Annotated in this window: 22 protein-coding genes and 1 tRNA gene; 8 read left to right on the top strand and 15 right to left on the bottom strand. The window is 58.5% G+C overall.

The features are described from left to right. Positions 1 to 54: 54 nt before the first annotated feature. The 8 genes from ACIQUH_RS05355 to ACIQUH_RS05320 all read right to left on the bottom strand — a co-directional run bounded on the left by ACIQUH_RS05355 (position 55) and on the right by ACIQUH_RS05320 (position 11408). Positions 55 to 3030, bottom strand: coding sequence for a DUF4838 domain-containing protein (locus ACIQUH_RS05355; protein ID WP_400812976.1), 2976 nt, complete (start codon positions 3028 to 3030; stop codon positions 55 to 57). Between the two features lie 492 nt (positions 3031 to 3522). Beyond that, positions 3523 to 5091, bottom strand: coding sequence for an O-antigen ligase family protein (locus ACIQUH_RS05350; RefSeq protein ID WP_400813019.1), 1569 nt, complete (start codon positions 5089 to 5091; stop codon positions 3523 to 3525). Between the two features lie 103 nt (positions 5092 to 5194). Continuing rightward, positions 5195 to 5848 (bottom strand): hypothetical protein, encoded by a 654-nt coding sequence (locus tag ACIQUH_RS05345; protein WP_400812975.1) that lies wholly within the window; start codon positions 5846 to 5848, stop codon positions 5195 to 5197. Further along, positions 5841 to 8096: a polysaccharide biosynthesis tyrosine autokinase gene (locus ACIQUH_RS05340; RefSeq protein WP_400813018.1), complete on the bottom strand. Its 2256-nt coding sequence runs from the start codon at positions 8094 to 8096 to the stop codon at positions 5841 to 5843. The genes ACIQUH_RS05345 and ACIQUH_RS05340 overlap by 8 nt, the downstream gene beginning before the upstream one ends. A 130-nt stretch (positions 8097 to 8226) precedes the next feature. Beyond that, positions 8227 to 9102, bottom strand: coding sequence for a hypothetical protein (locus ACIQUH_RS05335; protein ID WP_400812974.1), 876 nt, complete (start codon positions 9100 to 9102; stop codon positions 8227 to 8229). Positions 9103 to 9334: 232 nt separating this feature from the next. Further along, complete coding sequence (locus tag ACIQUH_RS05330; RefSeq protein ID WP_400812973.1) at positions 9335 to 10126, bottom strand: metallophosphoesterase family protein; 792 nt, start codon at positions 10124 to 10126, stop codon at positions 9335 to 9337. Between the two features lie 240 nt (positions 10127 to 10366). Continuing rightward, on the bottom strand, positions 10367 to 10972 hold the full coding sequence (locus ACIQUH_RS05325; RefSeq protein ID WP_400812972.1) for a transglutaminase-like cysteine peptidase: 606 nt from the start codon (positions 10970 to 10972) through the stop codon (positions 10367 to 10369). Between the two features lie 136 nt (positions 10973 to 11108). Next, positions 11109 to 11408, bottom strand: coding sequence for a hypothetical protein (locus tag ACIQUH_RS05320; protein WP_400812971.1), 300 nt, complete (start codon positions 11406 to 11408; stop codon positions 11109 to 11111). 344 nt (positions 11409 to 11752) lie between these two features. Here ACIQUH_RS05320 and ACIQUH_RS05315 point away from each other — a divergent pair, with 344 nt between their 5' ends. Beyond that, positions 11753 to 12310: an HNH endonuclease gene (locus ACIQUH_RS05315; protein ID WP_003585610.1), complete on the top strand. Its 558-nt coding sequence runs from the start codon at positions 11753 to 11755 to the stop codon at positions 12308 to 12310. A gap of 30 nt (positions 12311 to 12340) precedes the next feature. Here ACIQUH_RS05315 and ACIQUH_RS05310 read toward each other — a convergent pair whose 3' ends face one another. Beyond that, on the bottom strand, positions 12341 to 12856 hold the full coding sequence (locus ACIQUH_RS05310) for a disulfide bond formation protein B (protein ID WP_400812970.1): 516 nt from the start codon (positions 12854 to 12856) through the stop codon (positions 12341 to 12343). A 264-nt stretch (positions 12857 to 13120) separates the two neighbouring features. Then, positions 13121 to 13205: transfer RNA gene (locus ACIQUH_RS05305), tRNA-Leu, on the bottom strand. A 296-nt stretch (positions 13206 to 13501) separates the two neighbouring features. On the opposite strand from ACIQUH_RS05305, the gene uppQ reads away from it, so the two are divergent. Further along, positions 13502 to 14137 (top strand): polysaccharide biosynthesis GNAT family N-acetyltransferase UppQ, encoded by a 636-nt coding sequence (gene uppQ, locus ACIQUH_RS05300; RefSeq protein WP_400812969.1) that lies wholly within the window; start codon positions 13502 to 13504, stop codon positions 14135 to 14137. 54 nt (positions 14138 to 14191) lie between these two features. Here the strand turns inward: uppQ and ACIQUH_RS05295 are convergent, their stop codons facing one another. From ACIQUH_RS05295 to secA, 5 genes are all read right to left on the bottom strand, one after another. Next, positions 14192 to 15463 (bottom strand): GNAT family N-acetyltransferase, encoded by a 1272-nt coding sequence (locus ACIQUH_RS05295; protein WP_400812968.1) that lies wholly within the window; start codon positions 15461 to 15463, stop codon positions 14192 to 14194. A gap of 8 nt (positions 15464 to 15471) precedes the next feature. Next, positions 15472 to 16887, bottom strand: a complete 1416-nt coding sequence (gene uppV, locus ACIQUH_RS05290) for a Wzx-type polysaccharide biosynthesis protein UppV (protein WP_400812967.1) — start codon at positions 16885 to 16887, stop codon at positions 15472 to 15474. A 57-nt stretch (positions 16888 to 16944) separates the two neighbouring features. Next, complete coding sequence (gene mdoC, locus ACIQUH_RS05285) at positions 16945 to 18147, bottom strand: glucans biosynthesis protein MdoC (protein ID WP_400812966.1); 1203 nt, start codon at positions 18145 to 18147, stop codon at positions 16945 to 16947. Between the two features lie 81 nt (positions 18148 to 18228). Then, complete coding sequence (locus ACIQUH_RS05280; protein ID WP_400812965.1) at positions 18229 to 19122, bottom strand: DMT family transporter; 894 nt, start codon at positions 19120 to 19122, stop codon at positions 18229 to 18231. Between the two features lie 136 nt (positions 19123 to 19258). Next, positions 19259 to 21976, bottom strand: a complete 2718-nt coding sequence (secA, locus tag ACIQUH_RS05275; protein ID WP_400812964.1) for a preprotein translocase subunit SecA — start codon at positions 21974 to 21976, stop codon at positions 19259 to 19261. 242 nt (positions 21977 to 22218) lie between these two features. On the opposite strand from secA, the gene ACIQUH_RS05270 reads away from it, so the two are divergent. From ACIQUH_RS05270 to ACIQUH_RS05245, 6 genes are all read left to right on the top strand, one after another. Then, on the top strand, positions 22219 to 23082 hold the full coding sequence (locus tag ACIQUH_RS05270) for a peptidylprolyl isomerase (protein ID WP_400812963.1): 864 nt from the start codon (positions 22219 to 22221) through the stop codon (positions 23080 to 23082). An 87-nt stretch (positions 23083 to 23169) separates the two neighbouring features. Continuing rightward, entirely contained in the window at positions 23170 to 24411 is a 1242-nt protein-coding gene (argJ, locus tag ACIQUH_RS05265) for a bifunctional glutamate N-acetyltransferase/amino-acid acetyltransferase ArgJ (protein WP_400812962.1), read from the top strand. 18 nt (positions 24412 to 24429) lie between these two features. Next, positions 24430 to 25206, top strand: coding sequence for a GNAT family N-acetyltransferase (locus ACIQUH_RS05260; RefSeq protein WP_400812961.1), 777 nt, complete (start codon positions 24430 to 24432; stop codon positions 25204 to 25206). Continuing rightward, positions 25203 to 25616 (top strand): 8-oxo-dGTP diphosphatase MutT, encoded by a 414-nt coding sequence (gene mutT, locus ACIQUH_RS05255; protein WP_269342567.1) that lies wholly within the window; start codon positions 25203 to 25205, stop codon positions 25614 to 25616. Before ACIQUH_RS05260 ends, mutT begins: the two co-directional genes overlap by 4 nt. A gap of 171 nt (positions 25617 to 25787) precedes the next feature. Next, positions 25788 to 26102: a hypothetical protein gene (locus ACIQUH_RS05250; RefSeq protein ID WP_400812960.1), complete on the top strand. Its 315-nt coding sequence runs from the start codon at positions 25788 to 25790 to the stop codon at positions 26100 to 26102. Between the two features lie 70 nt (positions 26103 to 26172). Continuing rightward, positions 26173 to 26388: a Flp family type IVb pilin gene (locus tag ACIQUH_RS05245; RefSeq protein WP_400812959.1), complete on the top strand. Its 216-nt coding sequence runs from the start codon at positions 26173 to 26175 to the stop codon at positions 26386 to 26388. The last annotated feature ends 1 nt before the right edge of the window (position 26389 follow it).

Raw genomic sequence — 26389 nt, 5'->3', positions numbered from 1 at the left:
GCTTTCGTCTATTGGCCGAAATTTGTATTCTGAAATAATGCCATTTTCCGGCTTTTATTGGCATTTTTGTGTGGAGGCGAGCTTTATGCGCGGTAAATTTTTGCCAGTCTGCTCGGCAGAGGTTTCCTGCCACGGCCGGGATAATGCAACTATCCTATCCACAAACACCCTGGATCCTGCAGGCCCACGTATGGGAGCCAGATAGATACTGTAAGCGTGATCGGTTGTGTATGAAAAAGGTCCTCCGGGCACTTCGAACCACGAATATTGTTTAGAAATTGACGGGTCGTACTCAATCGTATCGAAGCAGTTCATGGGGGGGGCGGCACCGAGTTTGGCGACGATTTCATTCTCTGTTGCATGTTCTGCACGAATGGCAGCATAGAGCCACCATTTTCCGGATTTGGGCAATTTGTCGAACTTGAGCTGTGTGTTCCAACCCGTCGAGCTTCGATCAAGAGCGATCGCTGCCCCGTCAGAGGCAAGGGGATCGGGCACGATCGCGCTTTTCGCTCCGGCGAAGCGTTGGAATGATATATCCTGTATGTCTTTCCAGTCGATCCCATCCGCGGCGATGTCCGGTTTTTGCGGCGTTCGCCTCTCGATGGCCAGAAGGGAGGTCAGGGCTTCTATCTTTTCATTTTGAATGTAGTGGCTCACGCCGGCTTGTAAGATAGCCTTTCTAAAGCGCTCAAGTCGTTGATTTATGCCCAGGTTCACGTCGAACCCGATCTGATCGCGCAAGCTTGAATATTCATTCCGGCGCAAGAGGATCACGTAGTCCACCGGGATGCGCGCCGTCTGCACACGTGCTTCATAGAGGGTTCCTCGGACAGACGCCTCAGCTTTATCGAACAACCCGTCAGCCCGTTTGACAAACTCCGCGTCAAACATGGCCATGTCGACTGTGGTCTTTTCTGCCAGAACATCATCAGTGTGGCTGATCTTATCGTGGTAGAAACGGATGTATTCAATGATGGCTGGAGCCGCAGGCCCGTAATAAGCCTCGCAGAATTCGCGCACCAATCCGTCGATATCCTGTTCCGGGTCCCATAGCAGGCGAGCGATCATCCACGCTCTGAGACTCGCGAATTCGGCGCCCTGCGTATTAAAGCTACCTTCGCCCATATATCCTTCAACATGTTCGAGCGATGCGAGCCATTGGATCGACCTGCCGATCGGAAAAATGTTCGGAGTAGGCTGGATGAAGCCAGCGAAATTCGTGATGTGGTCCCAGACAAGAACATTGCGGGCAATCTTATTCCAGCCGGCAATGTCCTTGCCGAGAGTAGCATTGGCGGAGCCGTTGAGGGCGTCGCGATAATTGACGTGGATCGTCATCGGATAAACGAGGATGTGATCCGGTACGGTCATGCCTTCCGGCGGTGTGAAGCTCCAGTGGTAGGCGTTAAAAGCGAGGCGAGCGCCGGGCAGTTCCACACGGACACGTTGAGCAACGTCGATCATCATATCCAGCCGGGGCGCCGACGCATGCCCGCCATGGCGATTAGCGAATGCCTCGCTATCGGCGTCCATATCCCAGCCCCAATCCATATCATGAATGGCGAACCAGATATTCCGGTAGTCCGGCAACAGGCGTAGCCGTTCGACAACCACGCGGGCCATCTCCGCTCGCATCTCCTCATTCATCATTGCCAGTTGCCCGCCAGCGTACCACTCCGGATGAGCAGCATTATAGGTGGCTCGAGGCAACAATTCGTAGAAATTGGCGATGATGCCCTTGCTTGCCCAGTTTCTGCTCCAGCTGTCAAGCGCTGGCGGTGACGGTTGAAAAGAAGGACCGTGAGATTCACCGTTCATCAGGTTGCGCTGGCGCCACGCCTTATCTTGTGCCTCGACGTTAAGGACTTCACGAAAATCGAAACGTGGAATTTGTCGTTCCTGTTGAGGCGGTAATGTGATGTCCGGTGTCGGCGGAAGATGCGTCACGTCCGGTGCCAACCATCGAATTCCGAGCTTACGGTCAAGGAACCAGTTGACGCCGTACATGGTGCCGCGCGGGGTACGTCCAGCGATCAGGATGTGGGGACCAAAGGAACGTATAACGAAGCCATCGTCTCCGAGTCCCTCAAAGTCGGCCTCGGTGAACGCTTTGCGCGCGAACGCATTGAGGCGCCCGACGACGAGCAGCGGCTGCTGTGTGATAGCCTCATCTATGGATAGATGTGTGGGGCCGACAGCGCCCGCCACCTTTGCAGAGAAATTTGAGAGGTCGGCGGCGGCTTGAAGCGTCATCACGTCCTCATCGAGGCCGACATGCACCCGCATTGTCATATCTCCTGCCTTCGCCAGCAGATGGCGCCCATCCAACGGAGCGGGACGGGCAAGCTGATTTTGCAAGAGTTCGGCATTGGAAGTGGGATCTGCAGGCGGAGGAAGCCACTCGGCCGCCAGGGTCTGGCGGGCGGCTTGGGCGGCTGAAGTTGCCGGTTCATCCGTCTCCACCACAGAAATGCCGGTGAACGCCGCTGTACCTGGCGTGCACGGCGCTTTTCGAAGGTAAAGAACCATCTGATCCGCTTTGGGCGGCGCAGTAAAAGTAATGGCATATGACCGCCATTCGGCCACGCCGCCGCCCGCCACTAGGGCTGCTTTCTCGGTCCGCAAAACTGGAGCTGCGGTGCAATTTCCGTTCTCGCGGCCGTCTACGGTGACGAGGGAAGGCCCCTGCCATTCACCTGCGACGCCTGGACCACGAAAGCTCATCTGTACAGAAACCGTGCCGGCTTGTGTAACCTCGCCAAGGATCTCCATCGAAAGGCGGTAGTTGCGGCCGCCTGAGACGCCGATTTTCTCTTGTACCACCATACCGGACGGAACGACGACGGATGTGCGCCCGCTTGCTTCCCGCGCGCGTATACCTGCACCTTGTGACCACCATGGGAAGATATCGCCCGCGAAGGAGCCGTTTTTGATAAATTCGTGCTGCTGCGCAAACGATGAAATAGGAAAAAGAATAAGTGCCACGAAAAGGGAAGCAACGGATGGTCGTGAAAATCCCTTCATCATTGTTCCTTTAATTATATTTAATAAAATATACTTATAAAAATATATAAAATCATGAATGATAATGCTTTTATTTAATGTAAAATTTGCAATTATATTTTATATATGGAAACAAAATCCGATTTTACTCTGTATAGAACCAAAATAAAATGATGTTGCCTAAACTTTAATTTTATCGAAAACCTAGTCGCGAAATGAAAACCATGCTGCGAGTTCCGGCCGAATGGATGCTTTGCGAGATGCGGTGGGAGCCTTGATACCAATCACACCACCGGATGTGCTAACTGTTTTGGAGTTGAAGATTGTGGGCATAAAAACTTAGATTGTCCACAAACGCCGCACCGAATAACGACTTTCTACCATAAGCCAATGTCGGGCATGATACAGGGAATTGACCCTGATAGCTGTCATGCTGGCGAAGCTCCCCGTAATGGTGCGGCAGAGAAAGCCTGCAATATGAATTTCGCATCCGCGACACGGACGCAGACGCCAGATTTAAGGTTGCCGAAACAGGGTTTGCGCGGGCTCGTCCCGGCTGATCGGGGGCGATATTGCGGGAATGGCCACGGGTAAGCTCTGCCGCCGTCCGTCCCGTTCCGTTCCGGGCGGATGCAGGCACAAAGTGACGATGGGTGCGAGGAATATGGCGTAGGCCATGGCGAAGCCGGGAATCTGCAGTGAAAAATCAAGTGTCGAATGCAGTACGACAAGCAACAGCCCTGCAAGGCCGAGATGCGAGGCGTAGCGATAGCTTTTGCGTTTGCGTGCCCCGCGAATAAAAATGGCCACTTGGGCGAGTGTAAAAAAAGCCACGTAAAGCGGGAATGCGATGCCGAGCGTTAGCAAGCCCTCGGCATAGACATTATGGGCATGGGTGACGACGGTGTTCACCCCGCATTGCGCCGGATGGTAGGGCGCGTAGCCTTCTGCAAAGCTTGCGAGACCCGATCCCCAGGGCCAGCCGTCGGCAATGGCGCGCGTGATGCCCGGCATGTAGCAGAAGCGCAGGTCGTCTTCCAATCGCGTTTCCATGCGAAGCGCCACCCGATTGGCGAAAAGTGAGAACAGGCCGACGGCAATGGCAAGCATGATTGCTGCCACTCGTTTCGACCCGCGCCGTTTGTCCCGTAAGGGAGCCGCATTGCGCGCGATCCTGGGAGGAGGGTTAAAAACGGTAAGAAGAATAAGGAAGAGCAGTGCCGCAAAACTCGACATGATCCCCGCGCGCGATCCGGTCAGCATCAATGCTATGAAGCAAAAGGCAGTGAGCATGCTGGCGAAGCCGGCGCTGCGGATGAGGCGCTTCTGTTTGTCAGGCACGGTCAGGCGATTTGCCACAAGGGCTCTGACCATTGCCCAGTTCGGAGCCAGGAGCCTTTTATGCAGCAGCACGACGAGCGTGAGCAGGATAAGGCCGAAAAAAGTCGCGGCGGTATTGCGGTTGACGAAAAGGCCGGTCAGGCTCTCAAGATAAAACCGTTTCTGAATGAAGCCGAGCGTTTCGGGAAAAAACTGAAATTGCACGATCGACCATAGCGCGAGCCAGCCGCCGCCCATTGCGAACCACCGTAGCGCTTTTGCCGCGCGCTCGTCGCTATCGAAAATCACGAGGCCGGTTATGAAGGTGCCGAAGGGCAGGGCGGCGCTGAGCAGGCCGAGCCGATCGTCTGCCGGCGTGAGCGAGGTCGTGGCGGCGGGTGCGACCTGCGTGAACAAGGCGGCGACGGACCAGGCTGGATTGGGGGTGGCAATGCCCGGCAGAGACAACGACTGCAGCAACACCTGTACGATAAGTGCTCCCAGCAAAAGGCAAGCTGCGGCGAGCGCTTTACTGGCCCCGGCCCGGGGTGGTCCGAACAAGAGGATCGCAGGCACCAGCAGGAGATAAATTGCAAGCGTGACGACGATGCGGCTTTCGATCTCGGTCGCGCCGCGATTGAGAAGCGTGAACAGAAAGATTGCCCAGAACGCGATCACAACAGCCCCCCTTAGGTAATGTTGAAACACGACTGGTCGCGAGGGCAAGGAGGACAGCGGGTCTGAACGGGTCTCGATAGGAGGCATGTGTTTTCGGCTTTGCGGAATTGTTTGTTGCGGCGATGTAGGGAGTTGACGGACAAGACCTGACCGCAAGCCGCTCCTCTGTCACGGAAGCGGCAAGGGGTATTTATGCGCCCCGCGGCTTCTGTGGGCAGACATTACGCAAAGTCCAGCGCAATACGTCTCCTTCCTTGCCGCAAACGATCATGGTGTCCGCGTCTCTGGCCGCCTCGGCCTGAGGCAGCGTTCCTTTTGGAAATTGCTGCCACATCGCGAAGCGTCCACGTATCAGATTGGCATCGGCGGGTCCGTAAAGCTGTGAAAAATTCATCAGCACGGCAATTTCCATGGGCGAGGCGTTGCGCAGCGAACGAACCATGGCAAGACGTAGCCATACGTCTCCATTTGCGGGAAAACAAAAGAGCGCATGACGAATATAGGTTTCGGCAAATCCAAGACGTGCTGCTCCGGCCTCGGATGCTACATCCTTGCCATTTGCATCGAGATCGGCCAGGACGAGCCTCAGCCCGGCCTTGATGATATCCGAGCGGCAGATTTTTTCTGCTACGACGGGACGGAGCCGTTCGACGGTCCTTGCCAGGAAGTCAGGTGCCAGGCCGTTCTTGTCGTCGGCGATCTTCGCTGTCGCAACAATATCGGAAAAACGCCGTGTTGCGGAAAATGCCTCTGCTGCGACGGATAAAACGAATACAGAAATGATGAGAACCGGCACGACCGCAAAGATTTTACGCAGGCGCGTCCCGCGGTCCCGCCTAGTCATGATAATATCGCGTGTAGCGCGAATGATAATATTCGCTTGAGCCGTAAGCCCGGTAAAGCTTCAGTTTTTCCGTGTCGACCTTGTTGAGGATGACGCCGAGGCATTTCTTGCGAATATGAACTTCGTTTTCGATCGTGTTGCGTACGGCCTTGCGGGCGGTCTTGCCCCATTCGGCAACAAAGACGAAACCGTCGATCCGTCCAGCCATGGCTCGGGCGTCGATCACCGGTCCGAGCGGTGGCAGGTCTACGACTATATAGTCGAAGGCGCCGCTCGCCTCGGCCAGCAATTTGTGCATCTGTGCGGATGTCAGCAACTCGGAGGAATGTGGTACGCGTTGCTTCACGACCGTAGGCAGGAACACGAGCCGCGTCTTTTCGTCGTGCAATAGCACATCCCGCATATTGCGGCCTTCCAGCAGCACTTCGAGCAGGCCCTCTCCAGCGTGACGCGCCAAAGCGCGGGTGGCGCCTGGATTGCGAATATCGGCGTCAAGCAGCAATACTCTCGCTCCCTGTCCCGCCAGAAGTTGCGCCAGATTGATCGAAATCGTCGATTTTCCTTCACTCGGCAAGGCCGATACAACACCCACCACCCGCGCGCCGCTTTTTGCTGGAATGCCGAGATCTATGGCAAGCCGGGTGCTGCGCAGCGTTTCGGCGAAGGAGGACAGCGGATGGTCGACAGCGTAGCGGCCGATGCTGGAGGGGCGTGTGGCGGCGGGATTGCCCTCTTGTCCTTTCGGCAGGATGTCTTGGACAGGCTTGTTTTGGATGAGGGGGGTATTGCCAAGAAATTCCAGTCCCAGGATATCGCGAACCTGTTCCCCGGTTCGGAAGAATCGGTCACGGAATTCACGGAACGCGGCGATGCCGCCGCCAGCGACAGCCCCCAGGAACATGAACAGCGCCAAGACCAGCGGCTTGTTCGGTTTGCTCGGAGTTTTAGGCGGCATCGCCTTGGAGATCACGCGGGCTTCCGTCACGGGGAAGGATTGCTGCTGCATCGCCTCCTGATAACGCTGCAGGAAGGTCTGATACATATTTTTGTAGGTTTCCGCTTCGCGCTGCAATTCGCGCAACTGAACCTGTGTCTGGCTGGCCGAATTACTGACGTCAGTGGCCCTGGCGACGCTTTCGGCCAGTGATTTTTCCCTCGCTTCCGAGACCTCAAGATCACTTTTGTAACTTTGTGCGATTCGGCTGACTTCCTGGAACATCAGACGACGGTATTCCTGCATTTCGTTGCGCAGACGCACGGCCTGAACGTGGTTGCCGCCGAGCCGGCCGGCGATTTCGGCCTCGACCTTGGAGGATTCGAGATATTTCTTGCGCAGATCATTTGCGACGGAGCTGTCGAGAATATCCGTTACGACGGCATCGACATCGTCGGTAGCGAGGATATGGTCGATCCGTTGCACCCGCGCCCGCGCCCTTGCCGTTTCCGACTGCGCCAGGATCAGAGCGCTGTTGGATTCGGCGAGTTGCTGATCGGAGAGCAGGCCGTTATTGCCGGCCGAGATCAAATTGTGTTCGGCGCGAAATTTCTGCACGGCCAGATCGGTTTCGAGGGCCCTCTGGCGTAATTCGGCTATGCGGTCGGACAGCCAGTCGCTGGCGCGCTTCGTTGCCTCGTATTTGGAGTTCAGCTTATCAACCAGATAGGCGGAAGCCACTGCATTGACGATCTGGGCGGCAAGCACCGGGGATGTCGAGTTGTAGGTAAGTTCCAGCGCGTAAGTGCGGCCTATGCGTTTTACGGAAAGGTTCGATAGCAACCGGTCCGAAAGCGCGCGCTTCAGGGTTTCGTCATCGATGACCGTGTCTTTTTCCGGCGAAAACCATTGGGAAACATTTACGAGCGAACGGATGGTATTGATTATCGAGCTTAAAAGCGACGCGCGCTCAGCTTCGAATTCCCGATTTTCCGCCAGATTCAGACTATTAATGACCGAAAGCCCGATGGTTTCCGATTGCAGAACCTCGACCTGGCTGAGAATGGATGCCTCGTCCTCGACGACGCCACCGATCGTCGAAAGCTGCTCGACGATCTGGCTGTTGTTGCGATCGATCAGCAGGGTTGCCGTTGCAGAATAAATCGGGACCGCGGTCACGATATAGGTCAGACCGATTGCTGCAGCGACAGCAATGGTGGCAAGCACGATACGCCATTGCCGACGGATCATCGCGAGAGCGGTTTCGATATCGATAATATCGGCCGTAAGCGCGCTTTTGTCGTAGTCGGCCATCGTCAGGGGATCGTGCCTTTGCAACAACTGTCAGCCTCGTTGTTTTTAGCGGGCGCAGCGCTCGCGAAGTCCCGCTTCGTCTTAAGACAGAAGACCGCGATCCCCCGAGGGGATCGCGGCAAAGCCAGAGTCAAACCGGACTTGTGCTGGTTGGTGTACTTGTGCTGCCGGTTGAAACCGTTATCGATAGCAAAGGTGCTGCGCTGCCCGACGCCCCACTGCCGCCACCGCCAACCGGAGCTGCTCCACCGCCGGCCTGTGCCGTGCCGGACGAGCCGCCTCCGGCCGCCGAGCCACCAATGCTGTTGCCGCTGGCGGGTGTGGAGCCGGCGCCGCCGATCGGTGAGGCAGCCGCAACGGCGGCTGCGGGAGCGGCAGGGCCGGCGGCCGTGCCCTGGACGTTTTCGCTAAATGCAATGAGAAGATCGGACGGCACGCCGACGCTCTTCGTCTGCAGCTGTATCGCGGCTGCGAGTATCGTATCGCCCCTCTGCATCGCCGTGGAATAGGCAAGTGCCAAACCTTCGCCGACCACCTCGGAGAAGTCCTTGTTGGCGACCTTTTTGGCCAGCGCGACGATGGTGGACAGCTGGCTTGAATCACTTAGAATCAGAGCAGAAAGCTGTTCGGAAAACTGCGCAGCGCTGGTGGAAACGGCGATAATCGGAAATCCGCTTGTTACTCTTCCGGTCATGTCCGCTGCTGCGGCATCGGTGCTTGATGCGAGGGTGACCAGATCCCCGACCGTGACCTGCGTCGGAGACTGTTTGAAGAGTTCAGCGGCTGCAAGCGAAACGTTTTCCGGATTGGCGGCGTTGACACGGCCGAGGAAGGCGGCTGTCGTCTCGTCGGCGGTCTTAACCGGTGCCACACCCTGTGCCGGTGTAGCCTGCTGTGGTGCGGCCGGCGGAACGGGCTCTACGTTCTGAGCGTTCGCAGGAGAAAACCCGATGCTGGCGATCAACACTGCACCAGCAAGAGTCGGGCCATTGTGAAGGCGGGACATAATACGTCTCCAAATCTCTAAAATACGACTTTAAATACAATCAATGTCGAATATGATGATCCAACATTTAAAAATTTCTCTTTTTTAAATCGCACAGCCCAAACGAACGATCAAGTGATAAAATAACGCATTGAGCGGAAGTTTTCGGTATTATTAACGGCGAGTCCTACGGATTTTCGATGTTGAGGACGGCATGTTATCGGCCGACCACAGCGCTCGGCGCCGTTTAATATTACGCCAGTATGGAAATTCCAGCGTCGGAAATTCTCAAAATCGTAAGCGTGCCTGTCGTAAAAGCTCCGGTGTCAATACCGATCCGTCGCGGGCCGGTTTCTGGTGTGACAACAGGCGTGTGGCCATGAATGACAAGCAGGTCGAGCCCGGCTCCCTGCGACAGGAATGGCTCCCTGATCCACAACATGTCCTCATCGGTCTGCGCATCCAGTGGCAGCCCTGGCCGGAAGCCGGCATGCACGAAAATATAGGGTCCGATGCGCGCATAGACCGGCAGGCTGGATAAAAGCTGGCGGTGGGTATGCGGGATCGCACCGATCAATGCGTCCCTGAAAGGCTGAAGCCGCAAGCGGCCCTTGTGCATGAAATAATCGATATCGACGCCATAGGATAAAAGCGTCTGGCGGCCGCCGAAATCCAGCCAGTGCATGTTGTCCTGCGGATTTTCCAGAAAGTCGCTGAACAGCTGCTCATGATTGCCGCAGAGCGCGATACGGCGCAGTGGTGCCGGCGGTGGCTGGAGAAGATGGTCGATGACACCGCAGGAATCCTGTCCGCGATCGACATAGTCGCCAAGAAGAACGACCAGCGCGGGAGAGGGCTCAGGCCCCAGATCGGCAAGGATTTTCCGTTCCGCCTGCAAAAGCAGGTCGAGGCAGCCATGCACGTCGCCAATGGCATAGATCGGATAGGAGGCCGGCTTGTCGCCAAGGTCGATTCTGCGCCGCCTCCGGTCGTCGCGGGGGGCTGGTTGTTTACGACCGCGAATCCAGTTGAGCACCTTGGGCATAGCTGCCGATACTGTCTCTCCCGCACAAGGTCAAGAGCGTTGAAGGCGGCTGTTGCATCACCCGCCAAAGCTGCGCTGACGCTATGCCTGATCGTCCATTAAAACCCGCCCGACGAAGCGGCGAAAGGCGGTTTTAGCAAAGCAGCACGCGTCAGTTCCGTGTGGGGAGAATAGCCTCTTCGACGTCCGAAAGATACGTCGCCGTAAACCGAAAGGGCGGCCTCCGCATGAGGACCTGTTCTAGAGTTTCAGCCAGACACGCGGGTTCTCATGCGACTGGATCTTGATCCATTTCAGATCCACCGCCTTCCACGGCTTGACGACATTGGTGCGGTTATCCAGCACCAGATCGCCCTGGCTGGTGCTGACGACCAGAACGGCGTGACCTATGCCATCCGTCGTGCGGGCGGTCGCGATGCGCAGGGCGCCTGAAGGCCAGCCGGCGCGCAGAAGGCGCTGCCGTTTGGTCACCGCGAAATCCTCGCAGTCGCCGCTTGCCGGGTTCAGTTTCCAGTCGTCTTCGCCGTCCCGTTCCCCGACATAGCTTATCGCAGTGTTGATCTCGGCGTTGATGCGCTGGAGTTCCGCGCGCTTCTGTTTGCTCAGGTCCACCGTATCGCGGTCGCCGATCCGGATGCACTGGTCGGCCGCGCCTTCGCAGAATTTCGCAAAGGCGATCGGCGCGATGGTCGGACGGCTGGTCGTCATGAACTGGCCGGGCCGCGATGCGCCGGGCTTCTGGGCAAGGCCACCAAGCTGGACGGCCGATGCGGTTGTCGCGATGCTTGCCGCCATGCCGGCAGCGACGGCAAAAATCTTTGCCAGACGGATTGTTCTCTTCGCCATGCCCTTGCCCCTGCACAGTTGTCTTCTCTCGTGCCTGGCACCATAGCGACCCATTCTTGCGGGCCGTTTAAGTCGATAGATTGCATTTTAACGAAGTCTAATTTTGTTACAGCACGCTGAAAAGCCGGCTTCGCGCTCACCTGCAGCGGGTTCGGCCTTCGGTGTCGACAATACAGGTCTGTTGCGGGACCGCCCGTCTGAGTTCGCGCCGTGTATCGGGTGAGGCGCGGTTTGCCGGTGGCCGGTCGTAATTTCGGTAAATTTCGAAATTACGCCCGCCGATCGTTCCCTGCGCCCCGCCGCGGCCATCCGGCGTCACTTCGTAATTCTGGTACTGCTGGGCATGGGCGCCCGCGGAGAGGCCGATCACGGCGGCGAGGACGCCGGCCGCGAGGCTGCCCCGCAATGCTGCCGCTTGCCGCCTGCCCACCATCATGACCGTTCCTCCATTGACGAAATGACGGACGCCGCCGCACATTTGCCATGCCCGGCGCGCATTGATTTTCCAATGGTCCGTCGGGGGTAATCATATCACCGATATTGCGTCCGGTGTGAGAAGGATTTGTGTCTGGCAAGGGCCGAATCGCCTCCCTGCCGCATCAGCCCGCGGTGTCCCTGGCCAGGAGACGCCACCGTGCCGCTTGATCGTCAGGAATGCGAAAAAACGCCATTTCAGGGCTCAAAAATTAAGCTCTTCGCCGCTGCATTTATAGGCTTCACAATCCTGTAACAACGGACCTAATATACAAGTGCAGATGCCGAATCGCTCAGGAGAAGCCCTTGACGATTGCAGTTTCACCACAGGCCCTGCCGGCGCTCGTTCTGAACGCAGACTACAGGCCACTGAGTTATTATCCCTTGTCGTTATGGTCCTGGCAGGACGCGATCAAGGCTGTCTTTCTAGACCGTGTGAACATCATTGCAGAATATGATCACGCGGTGTCGTCCCCCAGCTTTTCCATGCGGCTGCCGAGCGTCGTCAGCCTCAAGACTTATGTGCAGCCCACCCGCAACCCCGCCTTTACACGCTTCAACGTTTTCCTTCGGGACAAGTTCGAATGCCAATATTGCGGCACGCGGGACGAATTGACCTTCGACCATGTGATTCCCCGCGCGCATGGCGGTGAAACCACCTGGCACAATGTCGTTGCGGCGTGCTCTCCCTGTAACCTCAAAAAAGGCAGCAAGCTTCCCAAGCAGGCGGGCATGTTCCCGGCGCAGAAGCCCTTCCAGCCGACGGTTCAGGATTTGCACAATAACGGGCGGCTGTTTCCGCCCAACTATCTGCATGAAAGCTGGATGGACTATCTTTACTGGGATACCGAACTGCAGCCCTGATCCTTTGAGGACTGCAACGCGGTTTTCCGCTTACCGGCTTTTACGGCTCGCGCCAAAAAAGGCGACTGCCGCAAGTGCAATGCTTGCGATGACATTCCAGCCGGCGAAGGAAAGGCCGAGCACCCGCAATGCGGCGTCGTTGCAGGACGGGGCCTTGATGGCGTTCAGATTGCCCAGCAGATCGCCGGCATTGGTGGTGATGGAAGGCGCGCCGGTCGCGCAGGTGATCGGCCCTTCCCAGAAACCCCATTCCACGCCGGCATGATAGACCCCGAGCCCGGCGCCGATCAGCATCGCCACGCCGATAAGGGCAAGCAGCAGCCGGGTGATCTGGACCGGCAATTTGAAGACGCTGGTCGCAATGGCCAATGTGCCCAGCGGAATGGCGTAATAATAGGGATCGCGCTGCAAGAGGCAGAGCGCGCAGGGCGTATAACCGCCAATATGCTGGAAACCGAGGGCGGAGCCGACGGTGAAGATCATTCCCGCCGTGACGCCGAGAGCGGCGAGCGTGCGGCTATTGTCGGCGGTGGTCGCATTGGCCATGTTGTTTTCCTCAAACTTCGCGAAGAAGCAGATATCCCGGACGGGCTTTTAAAAAGGCGGGCGTGATGGCGAAATTAAGTCGCCGGCCCTCACGGGTTTCACGGGATTCGTCTAATCCAGTCCGGCGCATCTGGCAAATGAAAGCCCGGTAATACTCGGGGACCGCGTAAGCAAAGTTTCGTGAGCTTGTCGAGGGCGTGGGGCCATTGAGGTGGCCACGGTAACGTACTGGATAAGGTGAGGAAAATCAGTTCGGTTTGGAAATGGTACCCCAAGCCGGGATCGAACCAGCACTCCTTTCGGAACCGCATTTTGAGTGCGGCGCGTCTACCAATTCCGCCATTGGGGCAACGGTGGTAATGCCACGGCGTCTATCATGGTCAAGGCCATGCGTGCAACCCCAAAGCTGACTTATCCTTTTGAATTGCGCGTGTTTGCGCGCGCTGTTTTCCCTCTTTGCCGTGCTGCCGATCAAAAATATTGCAGACCGTGGCTGTGCCGGTTCGCTACACCCACGGTTGCTGCATTAGGGTAATATTAGGCACCTCTAATAAATTAGAATATACGCAATCACTAATTGAATTATGATGTCAGGGTGGAGTTTCCACGCGGGGCGGGAATGGCCAAACTCATAGGGAGGAAATTATGAGGGCTTTTTCTCGCAATTTATTACTGTCCGCCTGCCTGATCCTGCCGGTCCATGCCCATGCGCTGGATATCGGGATCGGTGGTGAGAATGGGGTTAACGCCAGTGTTGGCGACAATGGCAGTGGCGGGCTCGGGGTCGATGCCTCCGTTGGCGGCAGCAGTGGCGTTAACGCCAGTGCGGATGTCGGCGGCAGGAGCGGCGGCGGGCTGGGCGCGGATGTCAACGCTTCGGTCGGTGGCAGCAATGGGGTCAATGCGGATGTCAATGCATCCGTGGGCGGTTCCAGCGGCGTCAATGCCGGTGTGAACGCTTCCGTTGGCGGCTCGGACGGCATCAATGCCAATGTCGGCGCCAATGTGGGCGGCTCGAGCGGTGTCGGTCTCGGTGTCGGCGTTGGTATCGGCGGCTCCGCTTCGACCGGCACGCCCGGAAATCCCGGCGGCAGCACCACCAATCCCGGCGGCTCGGGCACGGTGTCTCCCGGCGCGATGCGCAATGCCCTGCAAGCCTATAACGATATGTCGCGAACCGAGCAGATCAAGCTCGCCCGCCGTTGCATCGATATTCTGGGCGGCGGATACGATGCGGCGCTGACGCAATTGTGCAAGATGATCCGGACGGCTTCGCGCTGAAGCGGGTTTTATCCGCATCATAAATTCCGAAGGGCGCCGTGGGTGCCCTTCGGATCAATTGCCCTTGCGTCCGAAGGACAGGATCTTCTGCCGCAGGCTGCGGGCGAGGTTGCGGGTGTTGCGATACATGTCCACCTGGGTGGAAACCTGCCGCACGTCGCGGTCGCTGTTCTGGGCAAGCCCGACGACCAGCGTTCCCATTTCCTGCCGCTCCTGCCAGAAGCGGCTCATGATCGGATGATCGGGCACGGCGCAACTGTCGCTGCGCAGAATATTGGCGTCATCCAGATGCCAGTCGGTCAGTTTCTGCACCAGCAGCTTGCCGGGAGAAAATTGCGCATAGTTTTCGTCGAAAGCGGTTTTCCACGTATAGGCCTCGCCTGCCGTGATGAAGACGACCATGGAGGCGATGGCGCTGCCGTTGAGATCGATGGTGTGGATACGCACCGCATCGGCTTCAGCCAGATTGGTGATCGCCTCGCGGGCGAAAGCGGCGCGATAACGGTCGTTGACCAGCGCGGTGCGCTTGCGGCCTTTCCAGCCACTCGCCTCCAGCGCCAGAAACTCCTCCATGCGGTAACGCACGTCCGTTGGCTGCCGGGTAACGGTATAGGAGAGGGCCCCAAGTTTTTCGAGCTGGCGCCATTGCCTGTTCATTTCGCGCAAATGGTGCGGCGCAAGGGCGTTTCGCAGATAGGCCCTGCCATCGAGCAGGCTTTCCAGCATCGGCCGATGATAATTGCCCGTCGTCGTCACCGGCAGGTTGCGGCTGAGCGCAATGGCTCTGAACATGCGGGCGAAGGGTCCCTCCAGCCGCACGTCCGGCAGTACCAGAACGTTCGGCAAACGCATGTCCCTGTCGGAAAGCGCGTCGAAAAGATTGTCGAGGGTTTCGGCAGCCCCTTCGGTATCGACCAGCGGCGTACCAAGCGGCCCGAACGGATTGGCCCAGACGCGAATGATGGAAGGGCCGATGGAAAAGCCCGGCTTTTCCACGGTAAAGGGCATCAGGAAGCGCATGCGGCTTCTGGCGCCGTTCTCGTCGCGAATGAGGGCGAAGCGCACGGACTTGTCCTCGATGCGCGGCATGGCGGGGGCGAGAAGCCGTCCGGTGAAGAAGACATTCGCTTCCATCACGCGGTTGGACAGAAAGTCGAGTTCCTCCTGCATGTCGTAACCGAGCTGACCCGGATAGATGCAGAATTCCCGGCCGTCGCGGCCCACGCGTCGGCTGCTGTCGGCCACGGGGCGGTCACGCTCCGCAGACGCCATCAGTGCCGCGATGCGCGGATCCTGAAAATCCGGATTCTTTGGATCGCTGGACATGCTTATCGTTACACCGCCTTCCCAGTGTTTTGACCCGCCCGGGGATCGTTGAAGGCAAAAAGGACGATCCCGAGTGTGCGGCGAATGGCAATATGCAATAGCACAGCTTCTATGCACATGGCTATTGCCACCGCTGCCGCGGCCCCTGCCAGACCATAGACCGGAATGAGCGCCATGTTGAGTGCAATGTTGCAACCAAAGATGACAATATAAAGCGCAACGCACAATTTTTGTTTGCCGGCCATATTCAGCAATGTCTCTCCCGGTCCGATCACCGCCTTGGCGAGGAAACCCGCGAAGAGGAAGAACATCAGCTCATAACCCTGAACGAAGCCGGGACCGAACAGAGACAGCAGGAACGGGCCGGCCAGAAGCACCAGGCTGCCGACGGCGAGCGACGGCCAGAAAGCCCAGCGCGCGGCCTGGCTGGCGAAACCGGCGAGCCCCTGCCGGTCATTGGCCGACATCAGCGCGGCCAGACGCGGGGCAGCGGCGGCCTGCACCGAAAAAAACACGAATTGCATCAGCACGATGGTCTTTGCCGCGGCAAAATAGATGCCCACCTGATCCGGCGGCAGATAAAGCCCGACAATCACCACATCGGAATTGGTCATCAGAAAACCGATGCCGTCGATCAGGAACATCGGAAAGGCGAACCTTATCCAGTGGCGGAAATGAACCCTGCGGGCCGTGCTGCGAAAATGCCGGTTGAGCCGGCGGTCCATGAAGATGAAATGGAAAAGCGTGGTGACATAGGTGGCAAGAAGGGCCGTCAGCATGGCCGTCGTTGCGGTTTTTTCCGCGCCGAAACCGATTGCCACCAGCATGAACAGCAGGATCAGCACCGGACGGACGATATAGGTGGGACTGAGTGCGGAGACCGCCCAGCCATTGGCGCGCGCGGTGCCATTCAGCACATCGCCCAGCGCCACCATCGGCAGGGTGAAAAGCGCCAGCGAAACGGGAATGAGGTAATAGGAGGCGATGCGCTCGCCGAAGAAATACAGGAAAGCGAAACCGAAAATCGCAAGCGCGCTGGCCGAAAGCATGGCGAAGACCCGCGCCGTCGAGGTCAGGCCCATGATCTTGTCATGGGCATCCTCCAGACGATAGCCGGGTAAAAAGCGGATGACGGTGGTGTGAAAACCGAGGCAGGAAAGATTGCCGAACAGGATCACCAGAACCCAGACAAAGGCGAACAGGCCATATTCGAACTCGCCCATCAGGCGGGCAAGGATGATCTGGGAGATGAAGGCGATGCCGGCGCTGACGATGCGCACCGCAAAAGCAACCAGCGCCATGCGCTGCGCGCGGGAGACCTCATCTCCGCCGGAAAGAAGAACGGCGATTTTCGCTACCAGCGGCGAAAGCTTCGCGCGCAGGCCTGCGGGTAAGGCTTTTTCCGCCGTGTTGAGGATAGCCATGATCCACACGCCATCATTTCCAGTTGAATAGGCAGGCCCATTGTACGCGCTTCATCCTTAACGAAGGGTTTGGGAGGCGCCGGCCTGTGTGCCAATATCGTCCACCATGCGCGGCTTGCGGATGCCGTTGAACAGGAAAAGGGCGAGCGGGCTGAGGCGTATCGCCTGATGCAGCATATAGGTCGCCGCCGTGGTGGCCGCGACGATGATGGTAAATTCCAGGATCGGCGGTAATGCGATCAGGATGAAGAGGGTTCCGAATGCGTAAATCAGCGGATGGTGAAACAGGTAGATGGTGAAGGAGGCATCCGTCATGCGTCTGGCAAGCCGGTTCGGCCTGTCGAAATAGCGGCAGGCGAGGTCGATCAACAGACGGCTTGCCGCCACTGCAGCAATTGCCGACACCAGCACCAGCAGGGCCGAATTCGAAAAGGGATGTTGCAGGCGCAGGGTCACCGCCGTGGCGATGGCGCCCGCCGCGACGATGCCGGTGAGAAGGCCCGTCTGGCGAAAGCGGTGGAAGAGGGCGCGATCACGGTGCAGCAGTGCGCCGATGAGGAAGAAAGGCAGGTAGCGCGCATAGGGGTCGGAAGCGCGTTCATAGAGAAGAAAGAGACCGCTTCCGCTCTTTGCCGCAAGCAGGCCCGATCCGTAGATCATCAGCTCCCATAAAACCGGCACCGTGCAGAGCGCTGCGAAAAACAGGGTGGTATGCCGCTGCTGCAGGCTGCCGAACCAATCTTTGACATATGCCAATGGCGGGCGTTCCGCGAAAAACAGCAGGCCGGCAAGCAGGACAGAATAGAGGATAAGGGCCGGCAGGAACCACAGATGCATGATCCACTGTTCGCTCGGAAGCAGAAGGCCGGGCAGGCGCTCAAACAGCCGGTCGGCCGGGATATCCCCTTTGGCGATGCCGGCCAGTTGCAGCAGGAAAAGCTGCAATGGTCCGAGCAGAAGCACGGCCACGATGAAGGGCAGGCCGAGGCGCAGGAAACGCTGCCGCAGCCAGCGCATCTTGCCCTTCTTGCCGATGACCATGGTGGAGAAATATCCCGCCACCAGAAAGAATGTCGGCATGCGGAAGGTGACAAGTGCCGCGCCGAGTGCACTGAGAAACGGGCTGGTCTCGAAATCCTTGATGTCCCAGGGCAGAACGTGGCTGTAGAGCAGGGAGGCATGATAGGGAATGCCGAGCAGCATCAGGAGGGCCCTGAGCGGGTCCCAATAATGCTCATAGTCTGGCTTGCCCGGTTGCATTTTTCCCCCGCGCCGAAAACGCGATCCCGCGTGATCCGTGACGACCAGCACGACTATTGGTGGAAAACGCTAATAAACCCTTCACGCGCCGGAGGGTGTGGGCGGAGCCTTTTTCCCGGGCAGGAGGTCGAGGACCAGCGCACAGCCCAAAATGATGATGCCGGCGCCGAAGAGCTGGGGGAGCGAAAGCAGCTCGTCCAGCACCAGTGCGCCGACAAGCACCGCCACCACGGTCACGACGAATTCGACGCTGATCGCCCTTGTTGCGCCGATGACGGAAACGAGGCGGAAATAGGTGATGTAGGTGAGCCCGCTCATCACCACCGCCTGTATCAGAAGATAACCGTAATCGATGAGGCGTGGCGTTCCGGGAACGGGTACGGCCAGAAGCAGAGGCAATGTCATCAGGCCGCCCGTGAGGAAGGAACCGATGGTGATTTCCCAGGCTCCCACGCCTTTGAGATGGCGGCTGGCATAATTGCTGCCATAGGCGGCGCAGATGCAGGCGACGACGGCGGCGGCACAGCCGGTGATGAAGCTGGAGGTGACGGGAGCAGCGGGAAAGCCGACAAGCAGGACGATGCCGCCGAAGCCGATGATGAGACCGGCAAGGCCTTGCCGCGTCATACGCTCAAGACCCCATAGCTGCGAGATGAGCATGGAAAAAAGCGGGACGGTGGCCACCAATATGGCCGCCATGGCGGTGCCGACCAGCGGCGTCGCATAGGAGAGGCCGACCAGCTGTCCGGCGACCGTCGTTGCGCCGACGACTGCAAAGGCGCGCCAGCTGGCGGAAAATGCGAGTTTTCGGCGAGCTGCAATCGCGATCAGAAACAGGGTGATGGCGGTGACGAGCGAGCGAAGCGTGACCGCGCCGATCCAGCCGAAAGCCTCAACGACATGCAACAGCAGCAGGAAGGACATTCCCCATGCGAGCGCGAGAAAGAGATAGGCGGCAAGGTCGCGAGGGGCCATGAAAGGGTTTTCCGGAAGACGATCCGGCTCCCATATTGGAAATTGCCGATAACAGTCAACAGCGATCAAGGGGTGCAATGAAAATCGCCCGCAACCAAAGGCGCGGGCGATTTTCATTTATTTGCGATCAACTGCTTCAGGCCTGTTCGTAGACGCCGTGGCAGTGCTTGTATTTCTTGCCGGAGCCGCAGGGGCACATTTCGTTGCGGCCGATACGACCCCAGGTGGCGGGGTTTTCCGGATCGCGTTCCTCGGCCGGCACGAAGGCAGCGGGTGCGGCCTGCATGCCCTGCGCCATTTCGTCTTCGCCCGTATTGGGGTCGAGATGATGCGCGGTCATTTCCGGAAGTTCCGGCTGCTGCGGCTCCTGCTGCACCAGTTCCACGCGCATCAGCTGGGCGGTGACGGCCTCGCGCAGATTGGCGAGCAGCGCCTGGAAGAGTTCGAAGGCTTCCGCCTTGTATTCCTGCAGCGGATCGCGCTGGGCGTAACCGCGGAAACCGACGACGGAACGAAGGTGATCGAGATTGACGATATGTTCGCGCCACAGATGATCGATCGTCTGGAGAATGACCGAGCGTTCCACATAGGTCATGATCTCGGGGCCGAAACGTTCCGCGCGCTCGGCGGCGTATTTGTCGGCGGCCTCGGTGACGCGCTGGAGAATATCGTCCTCGGCGATGCCTTCTTCCTTGGCCCATTCCTCCACCGGCAGGTCGAGGTTCAGGAACTGGGCGATGCCGGCCTTCAGGCCCGCAATATCCCACTGTTCGGCATAGGCATTTTCCGGAATATGCTTGGTGACGAGCGTTTCGATGACTTCGTGGCGCATGTCGGCTGCGGTCTCGCCGATATTGTCGGCTTCCATCAGCTCGAGACGCTGCTCGAAGATGACCTTGCGCTGGTCGTTCAGCACGTCGTCATATTTCAGAAGGTTCTTGCGGGTCTCGAAGTTGCGGGCTTCGACCTTCTTCTGGGCGCGCTCCAGAGCCTTGTTGATCCACGGATGGACGATCGCCTCGCCTTCCTTCAGGCCGAGCTTCTGAAGCATGCTGTCCATGCGCTCGGAACCGAAGATGCGCATCAGGTCATCCTGAAGCGACAGGTAGAATTTCGAGCGGCCCGGGTCGCCCTGACGGCCGGAACGGCCGCGCAGCTGGTTGTCGATGCGGCGGCTTTCATGGCGTTCGGTGGCGATGACGTAAAGACCGCCGGCGGCAAGCGCCTTTTCCTTGAGAACCTTGATTTCGGCGCGGATTGCCTCTTCCTTGGCGTCAAGCTCCGGACCCGGCTCCATGCCTTCCAGTTCGCGCTCGAGACGCATGTCGACATTGCCGCCGAGCTGGATGTCGGTACCGCGGCCCGCCATGTTGGTGGCGATGGTGACGGCGCCGGGAACGCCGGCCTGCGAGACGATATAGGCTTCCTGCTCGTGATAACGAGCGTTCAGGACCTGGAAATCGGAGAAACCGGACTGACGCAGGAGATGTGCGAGAAGTTCGGATTTTTCGATGGAGGTCGTGCCGACGAGAACCGGCTGGCCGCGCTCATGCGCCGCCTTGATCTCGGTGATGATCGCCTGGAACTTCTCCTCGCCGGTGCGGTAAACCTCGTCGTCCTCGTCGATACGCTGGATCGGCAGGTTGGTCGGCACCTCGATGACGTCGAGGCCGTAGATGTTGCCGAATTCTTCCGCTTCCGTCGCCGCCGTACCGGTCATGCCGGCAAGCTTTTCGTACATGCGGAAATAATTCTGGAAGGTGACGGAGGACAGCGTCTGGTTTTCCGGCTGAATCTGCACCTTTTCCTTGGCTTCGAGAGCCTGGTGCTGACCTTCGGAATAACGGCGGCCCGGCATCATGCGGCCGGTGAATTCGTCGATGATGACGATTTCGTCGTTGCGGACGATGTAGTCCTTGTCGCGGGTGAAGAGCTTGTGGGCCTTCAGCGCATTGTTGATGTGGTGGACGATGGCGACGTTTTCGACGTCATACAGCGATTCGCCCTTCAGCAGGCCCGCCTGCCGCAGCAGGTTCTCGAGCTTTTCGGTGCCTTCTTCGGAGAAGTTGGCCGAGCGCTGCTTCTCATCGATTTCGTAATCTTCCGGCGTCAGCAGCGGAATGAAGGCGTCGATGGTGTTGTAGAGGTCGGAGCGGTCGTCCAGCGGGCCGGAAATGATGAGCGGCGTGCGCGCTTCATCGACCAGGATCGAGTCGACTTCGTCGACGATCGCGTAATTGTGGCTGCGCTGCACCATCTGGGCGCGATCATATTTCATGTTATCGCGCAGATAATCGAAGCCGAGTTCGTTGTTCGTCGCGTAGGTGATGTCGCAGGCATAGGCCTCGCGGCGCTGGTCGTCGTCCAGCCCATGAACGATGACGCCGGTCGTCAGGCCGAGGAAGCCATAAAGCCTGCTCATCGTGGCGGCGTCGCGCTTGGCGAGATAGTCGTTGACGGTGACGACATGCACGCCCTTGCCGGCGAGCGCGTTGAGGTAGACCGCAAGGGTCGCCACCAGCGTCTTGCCTTCACCGGTCTTCATTTCGGCGATGGCGCCGCCATGCAGAATCATCGCGCCGGTCAGCTGTACGTCGAAGGGGCGCATGTGCAGAACGCGGCGCGAGGCTTCGCGGGCGACGGCGAAGGCCGGGATCAGAATATCGTCCAGCGTCTTGCCGTCGGCCAGTTGCTGGCGGAACTCCGCCGTCTTGGCTGCGAGCGCCTCGTTGGAAAGCGCCTTGGTGGCCTCTTCCAGCGCATTGATGGCTGCTATCTTGCTTTTATAGGAGCGGACGCGGCGATCATTTGCCGAACCGAACAACTTGCGGGCTATTCCGCCGAGACTGACCATCTTACTGGCCCTTTCTGAAATTCCGTTTTGCCGGGCGCTTTTCTCCGTCACGCTGTTTTCAGCATAAATGACGGACTTCGCCCTTCAACGTATCTGGACGCGAGGTTGCGTGACAGATAAGAGGGGGGGCAAATGATGTCAACGGTTCTGCCCGTTACAGAATGGCCACAATCCGGTGTTTGGAAGTTTTTTCAGAGCCGGAAACCATGTCTGGAGCCGGCATTGTCCCCGAAAGGTTCAAAATGTTGCGCTATAATAAAATTGCGGCCGCGGTGATTGTGGCCACGCTCGGCCTCCAGCTTCCGGCTTTCGCGCAGGAAGACAAGGTCGTCGCCAAGGTCGGCGATCTGGAAATCCACCAGTCCGAACTCGACCTCGCCATGGGCAATCTCGACCCGCAGCTCGCGCAGCTTCCCGACGAGCAGAAAAAGGTTGCAGCCCTTTCCGGCGCGATCGACGTCAAGCTTCTGGTGAAGAACGCCAGCGCCGAAGGTCTGGAAAAGACTGAAGATTTCAAGAAGCGCATGGAATTCATCCAGGACCGCGAACTGCACAACGCCTATTTCCGCAAGCATGTGGTCGACGCCGTCACCAATGACGAGGTGAAGGCCCGCTACGACAAGGAAGTCGCAGCCCTGCCGCAGGAAGAGGAAATCAAGGCCGCGCACATCCTCGTCGCCAGCGAGGACGAAGCCAAGGACATCATCAAGCAGCTTGATTCGGGCAAGGATTTCGCAGCACTCGCCAAGGAAAAGTCGACCGATTCCAACAAGGATGACGGCGGCGATCTCGGCTGGTTCGGCAAGGGCCGCATGGTGCCGGAATTCGAAGAAGCCGCTTTCGGCCTCGAAAAGGGCGCCTATACCAAGGCTCCGGTGAAGACCCAGTTCGGCTTCCACGTCATCAAGCTGGAAGACAAGCGCATCGCCCCGCCGCCGGCTTTCGAGCAGGTCGAGCCGCAGGTTCGTCAGCTTGTCATGCGTGACAAGTACGTTGCCCTCATCGAGAAGGCAAAGGCTGACCAGAAGATCGAGATCATGGATGAGACGCTGAAGAAGGGCTACGACGAAGCCACGAAGGAACAGCAGGCTCAGCCGCAGCAGTAAGAATTCAGGTTACGGGGCGGCTATGGGCCGCCCCGTTTCATCTCAGGCATTTCCTACCTCCCATTTCCAGAATTTCAGGCGCTTCCCATGTCCGTTGCCGTTTCCCCGCTCGCTCCGAAATCCTATCCCGACATGCCCGCGCTGCGCGGCGTTCGCATGGCGACGGCCGCCGCCGGCATCAAGTACAAGAACCGCACCGACGTTCTCCTGATGGTGTTCGACAAGCCGGCAAGCGTGGCCGGCGTCTTCACCAAATCGAAATGCCCCTCGGCACCGGTTGATTTCTGCCGCGCCAATCTCGGCGGCGGCGTGGCCCGTGCCGTGGTGGTCAATTCCGGCAATGCCAATGCCTTTACGGGCTTGAAGGGCAAAGCCGCGACCGAGCTGACGGCGAAATCCGCCGCCGCTGCCGTCGGCTGCTCACAAGGCGAGGTCTTCCTGGCATCGACTGGCGTGATCGGCGAGCCGCTGGACGCCTCGAAATTTGCCGGTGTTCTCGGCGACATGAATGTCAGGGCGGAAGCCGATTTCTGGCATGAAGCCGCCAAGGCGATCATGACGACCGACACCTATCCCAAGGTTTCGACCCGCACCGCCGAGATTGGCGGCGTGATCGTCACGATCAACGGTATTTCCAAGGGTGCCGGCATGATCGCGCCCGATATGGCGACGATGCTCTCCTTTGTGGTGACCGACGCCGATATTGAGCCCGCCGCCCTGCAGGCCCTGCTTTCGGCCGGTGTCGGCCCGACCTTCAATTCCGTGACTGTCGATAGCGATACCTCCACTTCCGATACGCTGATGCTGTTTGCCACGGGTGCGGCGGCCGAAGACGGCCAGGTGAAGGTGACAAGCGCCGATGACGAGCGCCTGTCCTCCTTCCGCGCCGCGCTCAACGATCTCCTGAAGGATCTGGCCTTGCAGGTTGTTCGCGATGGCGAAGGCGCGCGCAAGATGGTGGAAGTCACCGTGACGGGTGCGGAAAACGATGCTGCCGCCAAGAAGATCGCTCTTTCCATCGCCAATTCGCCGCTGGTGAAGACCGCCGTTGCCGGCGAAGACGCTAATTGGGGCCGCGTCGTGATGGCCGTCGGCAAGTCAGGCGAAATGGCCGACCGCGACCGCCTCGCCATCTGGTTCGGTGGCGTGCGTGTGGCCGTCAATGGCGAGCGCGACCCGGACTATTCCGAAGCGGAGACCAGTGCCGTCATGAAGCTTGAAGATATCCCGGTGAAGGTGGATATCGGTCTCGGCAATGGCACGGCCACCGTCTGGACCTGCGATCTGACCAAGGAATATGTTGCGATCAACGGCGACTACCGGAGCTGACCGTTGGAGCCGAAGAGAATGCAGGACAACAAGGCCGTCAATCTGCCGCTGGTTCGCCGTCTGGAAGCCGTCAGCTTCCGGGCATGGCCCGCCTCGTCGGTAATTTATGACGGTAGCTGGCAGATCCGCCTGACGGGCTCGCATCCCTCCAAGCGCATCAACTGCGTGGTGCCGCTCGATCCCTCCGATTACGGAAACTGCGCAGTGCGGTTGGAAAAGGCGCGCAAGCGTTTCGAGGATTTCGGCCGCCCGCTGGTGGTGCGCGAAACGACACTGATGCCGCCGCAACTCAGGGATTTTCTGGTGAATGACGGCTGGTCCGTGTTCGAAGAGGTCATGGTCATGACGGCCGATCTCTCCGGCATGGAACTGCCGGAAACGCTGGTCAGCCTGCCGAGCCATGATATCGGCCGGTTTGTCGAGGCGAGCATCAAGGTCAGCGACGGCGATCCGGCCCTGCGTCCGGCAATCGCGGAAATCGTCAGTTCCATCAAGCCGACGCTCGGCCTCTTCATCAACGAGGAAGTGGAGGGTAACCCGCTCGCCACCGTGATCTGCGTGCAGGATAATGATCTTGCCGGCATCATCTCGCTTGATGTCGAAAAGTCGCAGCGCAAAAAGGGTCTCGGTACGCAGGTTCTTTCGTCGGCCCTGCGTTGGGCCAGAATCAGCGGCGCCAAAACCGCCTGGCTGCAGGTGGTCTCCACCAATACGCCGGCGATCGCGCTTTATGAAAAATTCGGCTTCTCCGAGGCTTATCGTTATCGCTACTGGCGGAAGGGTTCAGGCGAATGAGCGAGGCTGGCAAAAAAATCCTGCTGGTCGCCGCCTGCGCGCTTCTCGATCAGGATGGCCGCATTCTTCTGGCGCAGCGGCCGGAAGGCAAGTCGCTTGCCGGCCTTTGGGAATTTCCCGGTGGCAAGGTGGAGCATGGCGAAACGCCGGAGGAAACCCTTGTCCGTGAACTGGACGAGGAATTGGGCGTCAAAACCAAGGTCGCCTGTCTCGCACCGCTGACATTTGCCAGCCACACCTATGAGACCTTTCACCTCCTGATGCCGCTTTATGTGTGCCGCCGTTATGAAGGCATTGCCCATGGCCGCGAAGGACAGGCGCTGAAATGGGTCAAACCCCAGGCGCTACGTGATTATCCCATGCCGCCGGCCGATGAGCCGCTCATCCCCTTCCTCCAGGATTTGCTGTAGAACCGACGGGCCGCTACGGCCCTCCTGCCTTATCCCGTCACAGCTTCGTGAAAACGCCTCTCATCCAGTGCTTTACCGTGCCAAAACGGGGCTTCGTTAAGAGATCGTTCAGCACCCTCTGGCAGATTGTTAAGCTAAAGAAGCGGTAAACTGCGCGAGACGAGGTTGGTCATGAACGAGGATTTCTGGAAGACGGTGGAAGGTCGTCACTTGTATTCCGACAAATCCCGTCGCACCGGCGTGCTCAATGTGGCGCTGCTTTTCGGCACGGCGGTTATCGCGCTCTCGCTGATCGTCACCCCCATGCTTGCCGGAAAATCCTCCACGCGGGTGGCGCAGTTTCCCGATAATTACGACATGATCAGCACGGGCTCCATCAAGAAGACCGATGTCGGCAAGACCTATTCCATCCGCCGCAGCGTCACCCAGCCGATGCCGGAAATGCCCTGCGTGGTCACGGGTTATAGCAACGAGAGCGGTTGCTGATCGTTTACCATCAAAGGTAACGGATTCCTCACCTCGCCGACCTAGGATAGAGCTGATTTCAAAAGGGCGCATGCCGGTTGTCGCAACGCACCGGATGGTGGATGGGGAATATCCTGTGCTGCATTTTTTTATCAATTTTTGCAAAAATGAAGACGGTGCGACAGCGATTGAATATGGCCTGATCGCAGGTCTGATTTCCGCGGCGCTCATCGCTGGCCTCGGCAACATCGGCACCAATATCGGTGCCGTGTTTCAGTTCATCATTGACGCTTTTCCGACGAGCTGAT

Source organism: Agrobacterium sp. NPDC090283 (assembly GCF_044769685.1).
Taxonomy (GTDB): Bacteria; Pseudomonadota; Alphaproteobacteria; order Rhizobiales; family Rhizobiaceae; genus Agrobacterium.
The sequence above is the reverse complement of the archived record's forward strand: the minus strand, read 5'-3'. Positions and strand labels throughout refer to the sequence as shown.